The 13,337-nt window shown below is 72.5% G+C and carries 12 protein-coding genes and 1 pseudogene; 6 read left to right on the top strand and 7 right to left on the bottom strand.

All coding sequences use genetic code 11. The features are described 5' to 3' along the window. Positions 1 to 100: 100 nt before the first annotated feature. On the top strand, positions 101 to 2,998 hold the full coding sequence (locus tag ACFZBD_RS26090; RefSeq protein WP_391143854.1) for a hypothetical protein: 2,898 nt from the start codon (positions 101 to 103) through the stop codon (positions 2,996 to 2,998). 129 nt (positions 2,999 to 3,127) lie between these two features. Here the strand turns inward: ACFZBD_RS26090 and ACFZBD_RS26095 are convergent, their stop codons facing one another. Genes ACFZBD_RS26095 through ACFZBD_RS26110 form a run of 4 tightly spaced genes read right to left on the bottom strand, consistent with a single transcriptional unit; the run spans position 3,128 to position 6,685 of the window. Further along, a complete protein-coding gene (locus tag ACFZBD_RS26095; protein ID WP_391143856.1) occupies positions 3,128 to 4,396 on the bottom strand; it encodes an FtsX-like permease family protein in 1,269 nt (422 codons plus the stop codon). Continuing rightward, entirely contained in the window at positions 4,396 to 5,121 is a 726-nt protein-coding gene (locus ACFZBD_RS26100; protein ID WP_391143859.1) for an ATP-binding cassette domain-containing protein, read from the bottom strand. The genes ACFZBD_RS26095 and ACFZBD_RS26100 overlap by 1 nt, the downstream gene beginning before the upstream one ends. Then, positions 5,118 to 6,176 (bottom strand): peptidoglycan-binding protein, encoded by a 1,059-nt coding sequence (locus tag ACFZBD_RS26105; protein ID WP_391143862.1) that lies wholly within the window; start codon positions 6,174 to 6,176, stop codon positions 5,118 to 5,120. Before ACFZBD_RS26105 ends, ACFZBD_RS26100 begins: the two co-directional genes overlap by 4 nt. Further along, a complete protein-coding gene (locus ACFZBD_RS26110) occupies positions 6,173 to 6,685 on the bottom strand; it encodes a hypothetical protein (RefSeq protein WP_391143865.1) in 513 nt (170 codons plus the stop codon). Before ACFZBD_RS26110 ends, ACFZBD_RS26105 begins: the two co-directional genes overlap by 4 nt. A gap of 89 nt (positions 6,686 to 6,774) precedes the next feature. Between ACFZBD_RS26110 and ACFZBD_RS26115 the strand changes: the two genes are divergently transcribed. Continuing rightward, positions 6,775 to 7,443, top strand: a complete 669-nt coding sequence (locus tag ACFZBD_RS26115; protein ID WP_391143868.1) for a response regulator — start codon at positions 6,775 to 6,777, stop codon at positions 7,441 to 7,443. Next, positions 7,440 to 8,666 (top strand): ATP-binding protein, encoded by a 1,227-nt coding sequence (locus ACFZBD_RS26120; protein ID WP_391143871.1) that lies wholly within the window; start codon positions 7,440 to 7,442, stop codon positions 8,664 to 8,666. Before ACFZBD_RS26115 ends, ACFZBD_RS26120 begins: the two co-directional genes overlap by 4 nt. A 26-nt stretch (positions 8,667 to 8,692) precedes the next feature. On the opposite strand, the gene ACFZBD_RS26125 is transcribed toward ACFZBD_RS26120, so the two are convergent. Continuing rightward, the gene (locus ACFZBD_RS26125; RefSeq protein WP_391143873.1) at positions 8,693 to 9,460 is read right to left on the bottom strand and encodes a sugar isomerase domain-containing protein; all 768 of its coding nucleotides are present in this window, start codon (positions 9,458 to 9,460) and stop codon (positions 8,693 to 8,695) included. 149 nt (positions 9,461 to 9,609) lie between these two features. On the opposite strand from ACFZBD_RS26125, the gene ACFZBD_RS26130 reads away from it, so the two are divergent. Together ACFZBD_RS26130 and ACFZBD_RS26135 are read left to right on the top strand one after the other, a co-directional pair. Beyond that, positions 9,610 to 10,302 carry an iron dependent repressor, metal binding and dimerization domain protein gene (locus tag ACFZBD_RS26130; protein ID WP_391143876.1) on the top strand — a complete coding sequence of 231 codons (693 nt, stop codon included), beginning with the start codon at positions 9,610 to 9,612 and terminating at the stop codon, positions 10,300 to 10,302. 389 nt (positions 10,303 to 10,691) lie between these two features. Next, positions 10,692 to 11,570, top strand: a complete 879-nt coding sequence (locus ACFZBD_RS26135) for an alpha/beta fold hydrolase (protein ID WP_391143879.1) — start codon at positions 10,692 to 10,694, stop codon at positions 11,568 to 11,570. 189 nt (positions 11,571 to 11,759) lie between these two features. Here the strand turns inward: ACFZBD_RS26135 and ACFZBD_RS26140 are convergent. Next, positions 11,760 to 11,981: pseudogene (locus ACFZBD_RS26140) on the bottom strand (DUF397 domain-containing protein); the annotation flags it as partial. Further along, entirely contained in the window at positions 11,978 to 12,796 is an 819-nt protein-coding gene (locus tag ACFZBD_RS26145) for a Scr1 family TA system antitoxin-like transcriptional regulator (RefSeq protein ID WP_391143882.1), read from the bottom strand. The pseudogene ACFZBD_RS26140 and the gene ACFZBD_RS26145, both read right to left, overlap by 4 nt. Before the next feature lie 82 nt (positions 12,797 to 12,878). Here ACFZBD_RS26145 and ACFZBD_RS26150 point away from each other — a divergent pair, with 82 nt between their 5' ends. Beyond that, positions 12,879 to 13,289 (top strand): hypothetical protein, encoded by a 411-nt coding sequence (locus ACFZBD_RS26150; protein ID WP_391143885.1) that lies wholly within the window; start codon positions 12,879 to 12,881, stop codon positions 13,287 to 13,289. Positions 13,290 to 13,337: the final 48 nt, after the last annotated feature.

The raw sequence follows: 13,337 nt of genomic DNA on the forward strand, positions 1-13,337 counted from the left end.
GCTGTGGACAACGCCGGAGCGTGTGTCGGTCACGTGTGCGATCATCGCGACAGATCGGTCAGGGGACCGGTTCGGAGTGAAATTCCCGGGGGGGGGAATCGTGCGATACCGCGTGCTCGCGCGCGCCGGCTCGAAGAGACCGGCTGCGTACGTCACCACCGTCCTGCTGGTCCTGTCCGCGCTGCTGTCGCTGCTCCTGCCCGCGCCCGTCGCCTCGGCCGCGCCGGCCGCGCCGGCCGACGAGACGTGCGGTACGGCCGCCGTCGCGGGCCTCAACAGGGGCACCCTGGAAGCGGCGGACGAGGTCGACTGTTTTGTCCTGCCGTTCCCCGCGGGCGCCGTGATCACGATGCCGCAGGACCGGATGGCGGGCTCGGCGGTGCCCGCGATCGAGATCGTCGACGGTGCGACCGGCACGAAGCTCTGCGAGCCGGCGTACCACGCCCCGGGGACCTGCAAGCTGGTCGGAGCCGGGCCGCACCACGTGAAGGTGCGTGCCTCGGACGGGACGATCACGCCGGGCGTCCCGTACGGCTTCTTCCTGCGGCGCGTCGACGAGGTCGGCGGCTGCCCAATGTTCCCCGCCGGCGACTTCACGGCGGAGACCGCCGAGGCCCGCTTCAGCACGGCGGACGGCGCCTTCGCGCACTGCGTGAGCATTCCGGCCTCCGACCACTCGGAGATGGAGATCGTCCAGGCCCGGAGGATCAGCGGGGCCAAGGACGCCAATGTCCGCTTCTGGGTGGTCGACGACACCGGTCGGCACGTCTGTGACCAGCCGGACTACCGCAACTACTGGGCGCGGTGCGACCTGGCGGCGGGCCGGTCGTACAGCGTCGTCGTCGCCGGTCACGGCGGGGCCGGCGCGTTCGGCCTCGTCCGACGCGACGTGACCGCGACCGCCCGCGGCTGCGAGACCGGCAAGGCGACGGCGGTGGGCGGGCCGGCCGCGGTCGGCACCTTCTCCTCGTGGCCGGGCGCCCCGGTCTGCCGGCAGGTGACCACGGACGACGCCCGCGACGTCCTGTACGTCAACGAGCGCGACGGCCACAACGACGCGTACCACGCGGTCTTCGGCCCGCAGGGCCAGCTCTCCTGCAACCTCACGTGGGACCAGTGCGCGGTGTCGGGCGCGACCCGCTACCAGGCCATCGTGACCACGCGCTCGAACAGCTCCTACGCCTCGGCCCCGTTCCGTCTCGACGTCCAGCGCATCCGCACGCCCGACGGCCCGGCGCCCGAGTGCGCCCGTCCGGTGAACATCAGCTACGGCTACGGTCCCCTCGCCGGCCGCCTCGACGAGGAGCACACCGCGGTGTGCGCGGCGCTGCCGACGTACACCGGCGACGCCTTCGACGCGGTGATCGAGGACACCGAGACCGAAGGCCGGCGCGCCGTCCTCTCCGTCTTCGACGTCTCCGTCGACCAGTGCACCGACTTCAGCACGAGGATCGACTGCTCCGTCGGCTCGGGCCCGCGCCGGCCGAAGCCCACGGTGATGGTCCTCGGCCTGGCGGAGTGGAGCTCCCGGGCGGCCTACTCCACCGAGTTGGTCTGCGCCCAGCCCGTCTGCGGTGCGGACGAGGTGGCTTTCACCGCCCTCACGCCGGCGGTCGCCGCCTCCGGGACCAAGGCCCGGGTCACCGTGTCCGGGACGGCCCTCCGGGCCGAACACCGGCTGCGGATCACGCATCCGTCCGGGACGACGGTGGAGAGCACGACGCTCGCGGTCTCGGCCGACCGGCGTTCGATGACGGCCGAGTTCGACCTGACCGGCGCTCCCGTCGGGGCCTGGTCCGCGGTGGCGGTGCACGGTCCCTCCAGTCCCCAGCGGGTCACCTCGCTCGGCACGTTCGCGGTCACCAAGCCCGGCACCGCCGGTCTCGGCCTGTTCCAGCCCCTCACCCCCACGCGCCTGATGGACACCCGGGCGGGGATCGGCGTGCCGAAGGCGAAGGTCGGTCCCGGTGGGACGGTCACGCTCCAGGCGGCCGGTGCGGCCGGGATTCCGGCGAGCGGGGTGACGGCCGTGGTCCTGAACGTGACGGCGACCGCCCCGACGGCGGCGGGTTTCGTGTCGGTGTATCCGGCCGGTACGGCCCGCACCAGCGCGTCGAACCTGAACTTCTCGGCCGGTCAGACGATCCCGAACCTGGTCGTCGTGCCGGTGGTGAACGGGAAGGTGAGCTTCTACAACCGCGCGGGCTCCGTCGACCTCCTCGCCGACGTCGCCGGGTACTACACCACCGCCGAGCCGGGCTCCACGTACAAGCCGGTCACGCCGACCCGGCTGATGGACACCCGGGCGGGGGTCGGCGTGCCGAAGGCGAAGGTCGGTCCCGGTGGGACGGTCACGCTCCAGGCGGCCGGTGCGGCCGGGATTCCGGCGAGCGGGGTGACGGCCGTGGTCCTGAACGTGACGGCGACCGCCCCGACGGCGGCGGGCTTCGTGTCGGTGTATCCGGACGGTACGACCCGTACGAGCGCGTCGAACCTGAACTTCACCGCCGGGACCACCATCCCCAACCTGGTGATCGTCCCCGTCGTCAACGGGAAGGTCAGCTTCTACAACCGCGCGGGCTCGGTCGACCTCCTCGCCGACGTCGCCGGGTACTTCACGACCGACGGAACGGGCTCCGGGTACGAGCCGGTCACCCCGACCCGGCTGATGGACACCCGGACGGGGCTCGGGGTCCCGCGGGCCAAGGTGGGAGCCGACCGGACCGTCACCCTCCAGGTGGCGGGCAGGAACGGTGTCCCGGACGGGGTCACGGCCGTGGTCCTGAACGTGACCGCGACCGCCCCGACGGCGGCGGGCTTCGTGTCCGTGTATCCGGACGGTACGACCCGCACCAGCGCGTCGAACCTCAACTTCACCGCCGGGACCACCATCCCCAACCTGGTGATCGTCCCCGTGGTCAACGGGAAGGTCAGCTTCTACAACCGCGCCGGCTCGGTCGACCTGCTGGCCGACATCGCCGGCTACTACACCGGATAGCCGGGACGGCCGGAGCACGGCCGCAGACGACTGAGGGGGCCGTGGCGAGAAGTCGCCACGGCCCCCGGTCGTGCCATTCCCCGTCCCCGTCCCGTCCCCGTCCCCGTCCCGGCCCTCGTCCCCCTCGCCCTACGCCTGCAGTGCCAGCGTCGGGGACAGGCGCGACGCCCGGACCGCCGGGTAGAGGCCGGCCACCGTGCCGATCACCAGCGTCGCGCCGAAGCCGCCGCCGACGGCCCAGGGCGGGACGACCCAGGGGAGGCCGCCCGTGGACGCGTACACGCCCGTCGCCGCCCCGCCGAGGGCCACGCCCGCGAGGCCGCCGAGGCCGGACAGCATCAGGGACTCCGTCACGAACTGGATCCTGATCTGGCCCCGGGTCGCGCCGAGCGAGCGCCGGAGGCCGATCTCGTGGCGGCGTTCCAGGACCGAGATGATCATGGTGTTGGCGACGCCGACCCCGCCCACCAGGAGCGCGATCCCGCCGAGCCCCAGCAGCAGCGACGAGAACGCGCCCTCGGTCGCCGCCTTCGCCTGAAGGGCCGAGGAGGGGTCCCCGACCGCCACGTTCTGCGGGTTCCGCGGGTCGATCGTCGAGGCGAGCAGGCTCTGGACGGTGCGTACGGACGCGTCCGTGGACCGCTCGTACACCGCCGTCGGATGCCCGTCGAAGCCGAGCAGCCGCTGCGCGCCCTCCCAGCCCACCAGGGCCGAGCGCTCGATCTCCGGCGCCAGCGGCAGCGGGTCGAGGATGCCGACGACGGTGAAGTACCGGTCGCCGATCCAGACCTGCCGGCCCGGCTCGCCGATGCCGAGCCGCTCCGCCGCCACATGGCCGAGGACGACGGACGGATAGCGGCCGTTGGCCGCGTTCAGCCAGGTGCCCGAGGCGGTGCCGCCGCGCAGCACGTCCAGCATGCCCTCGGTCGCCGCCTTCACCGCGATGCCGCCGGTCTCGCCCTCGGGGATCTTCTCCGAGCGCCGCACGGAGTGCTTGAGGTCCGCGGTCGCGCCGACGTCCTCGACGCCGTCGATCCGGCCGACCATGCCCACCGCGTCCTTCGGCAGCTTCACCTCCTCGCCGCTGAACATGCCCTCGCCCGGCTTCGCGACCAGCATGTTGGTGCCGAGCGCGTCGAGCTGGCGCATCAACTGCGCCTGGCTGGAGGCCGAGATGCCGACCACCGCGATCATCGTGGCGATGCCGATCGCGATGCCGAGCGCCGAGAGCACCACGCGCACGGGACGGCTGCGCAGCCCGGCCGAGCCGACGTGCAGGACGTCCCGCGGCCCCAGCCGCGCGGCCCGCAGCCCAGCCCGCGGGCCCCGCGCCCCCTTCCTCCGCGCGGACCCGTCGCCGCCCGTGCGCCTTCTCTCCGCCCTTCCCGTACGTGCCATCAGGCGGCGACCTTCCCGAGCGAGGTGTCCGCCACGACCCGGCCGTCCCGGATGCGGACCTGGCGCGGCAGCCGCCCGGCGATCTCCGTGTCGTGGGTGATGACCGCGATCGTCGCGCCCTGCGCGTTGAGTTCGTGCAGCAGCTCCATCACCGCCTCGCCGGACGCCGAGTCCAGCGCCCCGGTCGGCTCGTCCGCGAGCAGCAGATCGGGCTCCCCGACCACCGCCCGCGCGATGGCGACGCGCTGCTTCTGTCCGCCGGACAGCTCGTGCGGCCGGTGCTTCATCCGGTCGGCGAGCCCCACGCGCGCCAGCGCCTCCGCGGCCATCGCCCGCCGCCGGGCCCGGGGCAGCCCGGAGTACAGCAGCCCCTCGGCGACGTTCTCCAGCGCGCCGACCCCGGGCACCAGATGGAAGGCCTGGAAGACGAAGCCGATGTGCCGGGCGCGCAGCGCCGACAGCCTGCGGTCGGTCAGCGCGGCCACGTCGTGGCCGGCGATCTCCACCGTCCCGGCGCTGGGCCGGTCCAGGGTGCCGACGATGTGCAGCAGGGTGGACTTCCCGGAGCCGGACGGGCCGACGATGCCGAGGAGTTCCTCCCGGTGGACGTGCAGGTCGACCCCGTCGAGGGCCCGCACGCCGCCGGCGTACTCCTTGGTGACTCCGGAGAGGCGCACGACCGTGGCCGCCGGGGCGCCCGTGTCCTTCGGGGTGGTCGTCGTCATGCGGACGGCACCCCGACCTTCATGCCCTCGCGCAGCCCGCCGCCGCTGACCTCGACCCGGCCCTGTCCGAACATGCCGAGTTCGACCTCGACGTCCCTGGCCCGGCCGTTCTCCACGACCTGGACGCCGAAGCCGCCGCCCGGCAGGGCGAGCAGCGCGTTGACGGGCACCGAGAGAACGTTCCTGCGGGTCTCGCCGGTGAGGTTCACGACGACCGGCGACTGGTCGACCCCCTTGATCTTCCCGGGGTCGTCGAAGGAGACCGTGATGTCGATCTTCGGGGTGCGGTCCTGCGGATCGTCGCCCGCCGACGCGGTCCTGCCGACCGAGGACACCTTGCCCGGCGCCCGCGTCCCGTCCGGCAGCTCGACGGTGACCCGCGTGCCGGCCTTCGCCCGCCCCGCATCCGCGACCGGCAGCTTGAACCCGACGACCCGCTCGGAGCCGCTGACGGTGAGCACCGGCCGCCCCGGCCCCACCTGGTCGCCGGTCGCCGCGCCCGCCTCCTTCACGCGCACCGCGCTCCCCGCGAAGGCGATCGCGTCGGGCCCGAGGGTGCCGGTCCGCTTCAGGTCGTGCGACTTCTGCCACCGCTTCACGGCGGCGGCGGTCTTCTCCGTGTACTCCTCGTCGACGGTGAAGCCGGTGTACCCGAGGGCCGCGAGGTTCTCCTCCACCTGCCGTACGTCCTTGCCCTCGTCGCCCGTCTTCAGCGTCCGGTACATGGGCTCGGAGCCGTACATCAGCCGGACGGGCCTGCCGTCGACCTCGTACAGCCGCTCGTCCCGCTCCACGACGGAGCCGGTCGGGGCGATCCAGTTCAGGGTCCCCGCCGCGCCGCCGTTGATCTTCCGCTCGCCGAGGTAGCCGAGCGTGCCGTCCTGCTGGGAGCTGTCGCTGAGGTCGCCCCGGGTGACCGGGGTCGTCGCGGGAGGCAGCCCCGAGCGCTCGGCGACGGGCCGCGGCTCGGGGGCGGTCAGGGCGGTGGCGGCCGCGCCGGCTCCGGCGACGGCGACGATCGCCGCCAGGGCGACGACGAGCCTGCGCCGGCTCATCGCGACACGCTCTCGCAGGCCTTGTTGGCCTTGTCGAACTTCTCCTTCTCCGCGCCCTGCGGCATCGGCCGGGCCTCCGCCATCGCGCCGCCGCCCCCGAACGTCGGGTCGGGCATGTCGACGCCGTTCTTCCGCATGCACTGGGCGTACTTGATCATCTTGTCCTTGTCGGCCTGGGTCAGCTCCTTGCCCATGCCGGCCCCGCCCTTGTCACGGCAGGCCTTGAACGCCTTCTCCATCTTCTCCTTCGACATGCCGTCGCCGCCGATGGTCAGGCCCACGCCCTCCTCGCCCGGCTTCGGCTCGGGCACGTCGAGCCCCTGCTCGCGCAGGCACTTGCGGTGCTCCAGCGCCTGGTCGGCCTTCTTGCCCTCGTCGCTGACCGTCTCGCTCCCGCCGCCGGCCTTGTCGCCGCCGTCGGCGGTGCAGGCGGTCGTGAGGAGGGAGAGGGCGGCCAGGCCGGTCGCGGCGGCCAGCGTGATGTTCCGTCGAGTCGTCCGAATCGTCATGGGCGGGAGCCTGCCGCGGAGGGATGTTTCGCTTCTCTCAGCGGAAGGGTTAACACCGGCGAAAGCCCCCCGTCGGGTACACAGGGCCCATGCGCGTACTGGTGGTGGAGGACGAGGCGTTCCTGGCCGAGATGATCGCCGAGGGGCTGCGTCGTGACGCGCTCGCCGTGGACGTGGCCGGCGACGGCCTGGAGGCGCTGCGGAAGCTGCAGTTCGGGGAGTACGACGTCCTCGTCCTCGACCGCGACCTGCCCGGGATGCACGGCGACGACGTCTGCCGCCGGGTCGTGGAGCAGCGGCTCCTGACCCGGATCCTGATGCTGACGGCGGCGGGGACGGTACGGGACCGGGTCGAGGGCCTCGGCCTCGGCGCCGACGACTATCTGGCCAAGCCCTTCGCGTACGACGAACTGCTCGCCCGGGTCCTCGCCCTCGGCCGGCGCGCCCGGCCCGCGCTGCCGCCCGTCCTCGAACGGGCCGGCCTGGTCCTCGACACCGCACGCCGCCAGGCCAGCCGCGACGGACGCCACCTGCACCTGTCCCGCAAGGAGTTCGCGGTCCTGGAGGCGCTGCTGCGGGCCGAGGGGGCCGTCGTCAGCGGCGAGGACCTCATCGAGCAGGTCTGGGAGGAGCACACCAGCTACCGCACGAACGCGGTACGGGTGACCCTGAGCAAGCTCCGCGCCAAGCTGGGCGAGCCGCCGGTGGTCGAGACGGTCCCGGGCGCGGGCTACCGCATCACATCGGGGCGGGCATGAGCGTCAAAAGCTTCCTGCGGGGCGAGCGGGCCCGGCTGACGGCGCTCTACGGCGGGCTGCTGCTGCTGGCCGGCGGACTGCTCACCGCGGTGGTGTACCTGCTGGTCAAGGAGGGGCTGTACTCGACGATCAGCGTCGCGGTGAACGGCGCCGTCCCCGCGAAGCGGCTGGACGAGCTGCCGGCCTCCTCCCTCCCGGCGTCCCCCGCGCCGTACGCGCTGCCGAGCTGGTCGGAGGCGGCCCGGTCCGCGAGCCCCGGGGCGCTGCCGCCCGGGGTGACCCGGGGCATGACGGTCACCAGCCGGGTCAGCGACGCGGTCGAGAACGCCGCCCTGGAGCGGCTGCTGACGGTCTCGCTGCTGGTCCTCGCGGTGTACGCCGTGCTCTCCGTGGTCCTCGCCTGGTGGATGGCGGGCCGGGTGCTGCGCCCGGTCGCCGTGATCACCGAGACCGCCCGCCGGCTCTCCGGCGAGAACCTGCACGAGAGGATCGCCCTGGACGGCCCGCCGGGGGAGCTGAAACGGCTCGCGGACACCTTCGACGGCATGCTGGGACGGATGGAACGACTGGTGTCGGCGCAGCAGCGGTTCGCCGCGAACGCCGCGCACGAGCTGCGGACCCCGGTCGCGGTGCAGCGGGCCGCCGCCGAGATCGGCCTCGCCGGGGAGCCCGACCAGGAGCGGGTCGCCCGGATCCGGGCCAAGCTGATCGATGTCGCCGACACGAGCGAGCGGATCATCGAGGGCCTGCTGCTCCTCGCCGCCTCCGACCAGGGGCTGGTGGCGCGGCGCCCGGTGGCGGTGCACGAGGTGGCCCGCCGGGCGGTGGACGCGCTGGCGGCCGAGGCCGCGGCGAGCGGGGTGACGGTCACCCTCGACGCCCGCCCGCTGACGGTCCCCGGGGACGCGGTGCTCCTGGACCGGCTGGTCCACAACCTCCTCGCGAACGCGGTACGCCACAACGTCCCGGGCGGCCGGGTGCGGGTGCGGACGGGCCCCGACGGCATCGAGGTGGTGAACACCGGCCCGGTCGTCCCGGCCGCCACGGTCCCGCTGCTCTTCGAGCCGTTCCGCCGCCTGAACGAACGCACCCACGCCCCGGGCGGGGGCGTCGGCCTGGGGCTCTCGATCGTCGACTCCGTCGCCCGCGCCCACGCGGCGACGGCGACGGCCACGGCGAACCCCACCGGCGGCCTCACGGTCCGGGTCCGCTTCGGCCCGTGAACCGCGCGCCCGCAGGGGCGGGCCCCTCAGTGCCGGAAGAAGATCCGGTCGCCGTACTCCGTCATCACGCGGCCGTTCCACTCGTGGCCGCCGTCCACGTTCCCCGAGCGCAGCAGCGGGGGCTCGATGCCCAGGCGGACCAGTTCCTCGGCCGCCGCGGCCATGGTGGCCTGCATCAGGGCGCTGGTGACGACGGTGGAGGCCGGGGCGAAGGGGGCCTCGATGTCCGGGTGGCTCAGCTCGGCGTCGCCGACGGCGATCCGGGAGTCGAGGACGATGTCGCAGTGGTCCTTGAGGTACGTCCCCGACACGTGCCGGGACTTCGTCTCGGTCGCGTACGCCACCGAGGTCACCCCGATGACCTTCAGGCCGAGCGCCCGCGCGTTCATGGCCATCTCGACGGGCAGGGCGTTGCGGCCGGAGAGCGAGACGATGATCAGGACGTCGCCCGCGGTGGCGGGGGAGGAGTCGAGGACCGCGCCCGCGAGGCCGTCGACGCGTTCCAGGGCGGAGCCGAGGGTGGCGGGCATGACGTCCACGCCGACGACGCCGGGCACCGCGAGGAGGTTCATCAGGGCCAGACCGCCGGCGCGGTAGACGACGTCCTGCGCGGCGAGCGAGGAGTGGCCCGCGCCGAACGCGAAGAGGCGGCCGCCCGCGGCGACGGCCTCGGCGATGGCCGTACCGGCGGCGGCGATCTCCCCGGCGTCCTCGTCGCGGACCCGCTGCAGGAGGCCGATCGCGGCGTCGAAGAACTGTCCCGCCAGCTTGCTCTCGCGCGCGCCGTCGCCCATTCCCGAAGCTCCTTCTCGTCGTGTCGCGGATCACGTTGCGGTCTGGACCATTGCTCTGTCAATACCGCCCGTCCGCGCGGCGGCACGGTTGTCGGCGCGATGCGTCAGAATTGGGGCAGGGCCAGCGCACGACTCATCGAGGGGCACGTATGTCCGGACTGATCGACACAACGGAGATGTATCTCCGCACCATCCTCGAGCTTGAGGAGGAAGGTGTGGTCCCTATGCGCGCCCGGATCGCGGAGCGGCTCGACCAGAGCGGCCCCACGGTGAGCCAGACGGTGGCCCGTATGGAGCGCGACGGTCTGGTGACCGTCGCCGGCGACCGCCATCTGGAGCTGACGGAGGAGGGCCGCCGCCTGGCGACGCGGGTCATGCGCAAGCACCGCCTCGCCGAGTGTCTGCTCGTCGACGTCATCGGTCTGGAGTGGGAGCAGGTGCACGCGGAGGCGTGCCGCTGGGAGCACGTGATGAGCGAGGCCGTCGAGCGGCGCGTCCTGGAGCTGCTGCGGCATCCGACGGAGTCGCCGTACGGCAATCCCATCCCCGGGCTCGAGGAGCTGGGCGAGAAGGCCGAGGCGGAGTCCTTCCTGGACGACTCCATGGTGTCGCTGGCCGATCTCGACCCGGGCCGGGAGGGCAAGACGGTGATCGTCCGCCGGATCGGCGAGCCGATCCAGACGGACGCCCAGCTGATGTACACCCTGCGCCGCGCGGGCGTGCAGCCCGGATCGGTCGTCAGCGTGACGGAGTCGGCGGGCGGCATCCTGGTCGGCAGCAGCGGCGAGGCGGCCGAGCTCGAGGCGGACGTGGCGGCGCACGTCTTCGTCGCCAAGCGGTAACCCGCCACCCGATTTACGTCGGATGCGCCACGCCCGCTTCCTCGGCGTGCCACGCTGGGTCCAGCCGTGCGAGGCCGGGAGGGGTGGGCGGATGAGGGCGTCGGGGGCGGTGCGACGAGCGACAGAGGGCCCCGGCGCCCATGGGCGCCGGGGCCTGTCCTCCCCTGTGCTGACCCGGAGCCCCGAGCTCCCAGGGTCATTCCCTGCGGACCGTTTTCCCCGAGCGGTCCGCCTCCCGCTGAAGATCTCCCCTCGGCGGCGCGCGTCAATCCTTGAGTGCCGTCACTCGAACGAGGGGTGTTGTGTGGCAGACCCCCATTTTCGAATACAGGTTCGATAGTCTGACGGTGCTCGACACGCTCGATGGGAAAGAGGGGGTGCCAGGGAACATGGTGCGACGTCTCGACGTCACCGGAGCCGCCGGCGTACGCCTGGCTGCCTGGGAGTACACGGAGCAGGGAGTGCCGGGGGCCCGGCGCGAACGGGGACCGGGCGCCGCCGCGTCCGGGGTGTTACTGCTCCACGGCCTGATGGGCCGTGGCTCCCACTGGGCGCCCACCGCCGGCTGGCTCGCCGGGCGGCACCGCCCCGTCGCCCTCGATCAGCGGGGCCACGGCGCCAGCGACAAGCCCGCGTCCGGCCCCTACACCCGCGAGGCGTACGTCGCCGACGCGGTCGCCGCGGTCGAACAGCTCGGCCTCGGGCCGGTCACCCTCATCGGCCACTCCATGGGTGCCCTCACCGCCTGGCAGGTCGCCGCCGAGCATCCCGAGCTGGTCCGCGCGCTGATCATCTGCGACATGCGGGCCTCGGCCCTTGGCGCCGCCTCGCAGCGGGAGTGGCAGGACTGGTTCCGCCGCTGGCCCCTCCCGTTCGCCTCTCTCGCCGAGGTGCGCCAGTGGTTCGGCGAGGACGACCCGTGGGTCGAGCGGCCGAATCCGGGCCGCGGCGAGTTCTTCGCCGAGGTGATGACCGAGCGCCCCGACGGCTGGTATCCGGTCTTCGACCCGGCCCAGATGCTGACCTCCCGCGAGACCTGGGTCCACGACGCCCACTGGGAATCCCTCGCCCAGGTCCGCTGCCCCACCCTGGTCGTCCGTGGCCTCGACGGCGAACTGGGCCGCGCCGAGGCCCAGGAGATGGTCCGCGTCCTCCCCCACGGCGCCTACGCCGAAATCCCGGACGCCGGCCACCTCCTGCACTACGACCACCCGGAGGCCTGGCGGGAGGCGATCGAGCCGTTCCTCAACGGGGTGCTGACGTCCTGACGGTGGGCGTGCGCCGTACCCGCTGTGCGTGTGCGGCGTCGCTCACCGCGTACCTGCCTGGGCCAGGCGCCGGTCCAGCTCGTCGTCCAGGTCCTGCTGCTTGGCCGGCTCAGGGGCGTAACCGTTCCACTTTTTGAGGGCGGCCAGCGCCTTCTCCTCGGCGAAGCGGGTCGGATAAGTCAGGTCGCGCAGGAACGCGGACCAGGCGGAGGGGGTGAGGGTGAGGGCGGGGCGGGTGGTGTCCTTGGAGTCGCGGACGTGGACGGTGTGGGGGCAGGTGGCGACCTCGACGCAGTTGCCGCCCTGCTCGCTGCTGTAGGAGGACTTGGTCCAGGCGATGGCGACCTCGACGCAGTCGCCGCCCTGCGGGCCGCTGTAGCTGCTTTTGAACCAGATGAGGTCGGTGCTCATAGCTCTCGTGCCACCTGTTCGATCAGTCGTGCCGAGTCTTCCGGGGTGAGGGCCTGCGCCCGCAGCGAGCCGTAGCGGGCGAAAACATCCCCCACGTCCGGCTGTTCGCTGAGAAAGTACCTCCCACCTTGTCCCTCGACATAGACAAGTTGACTGCGACGCTCGGCAGTCTCCAACAGAGTGAAGGGTCCATCGAGCCCGGCATGAGTCTCTCGGGTCTCTGACATCACCTGGATGGTGACGTTGCGCAACTCCGCGTACTGGCGCACGTGCAGCAGGTTCTTCCTCAGGACGTCCGGGCCGCCGAGCGGTTTGGTGAGGGCGGCCTTCTCCAGGACGAAACTGATGAGGGGGGCGGGCTTGCGGAAAAAGACCTCCTGTCGGGCGACTCGGGCGGCGATCGCCGTCTCGATCTCGTCGTCGTCCAGGGCTGGCACCGCGCATCGGAAGACGGCCCGCGCGTACTCCGCAGTCTGGAGCAGTCCCGGAATCAGCAGGCACTCGTACTTATGGATGCCCGCCGCCCTGGCCTCCTCCAGCAGATAGTCCTCGAACCACGCCGCCACCCCACTCACCGTCACCTCCTCCGCCACTTCCAGAAGTGCACCTTGTGCACACAGCAGCTCGTCCGCGATCGCGACGAAGTTCCCCTTCGCCCGCCGCTCCCCGCGCTCGATCATCGCCACCTGGGACTTGGAATACCCGGTCTCCTTGCCCAGCGCGTCCTGCGACACCTTCGCCCGCTCCCGGTAGAAGCGCAGGAGGCGGCCGAAGACCTTCGCCGCCCCCGGGCTCCCGTTGTTTCCGATGTTCACACCAGACCTCCCCGAGTGCACAGTCCGCCACAGACATCGTGTGGCGCTGGTCACAGTAGAGCGGCGCCGGAAAGCTGGCGTCATGAATTCGCGCAAGTCACTTGACAGGGTGCCGTCTTGGGTTCCGGTGGACGGGCATGCCCTGCGGCACGCGGGCGTGCACTTCGACGCCGTACGGATCGGGGGCTTCCTCGGGGAGGACGTGGCGTACCGGCTCATGGAGTACACGGACTTCCAGGCCGGGCCGATCGTCCGCCAGGCCACCGGCGAGCGGTACCTCTACTTCCTGCTGCCACCGCGGACCGCCGCCGCCTATGCCTGGCCGGCCCCCGCGAGGGCGCTGAGCAGGAGCGGCGGGGCGCTGGCCTTCGTCGGGATCCCGGCGCTGCGCGGCACGACCTGGCCGCTGGACTGGCGATCTCGCCCGACGCTCGAAGATCCGTTCGTGCGACCGGAGTTGTTGCACGAGATGGTTGTGTGTGCGGTACGGTGACCGCGACATCACGCTCCGTGAGAAATGGAGCGGTCCCCGGGGGTGCGC

The sequence above is a fragment of the Streptomyces sp. NPDC008121 genome (assembly GCF_042957155.1).
In the GTDB taxonomy this organism is placed as follows: Bacteria; Actinomycetota; Actinomycetes; order Streptomycetales; family Streptomycetaceae; genus Streptomyces.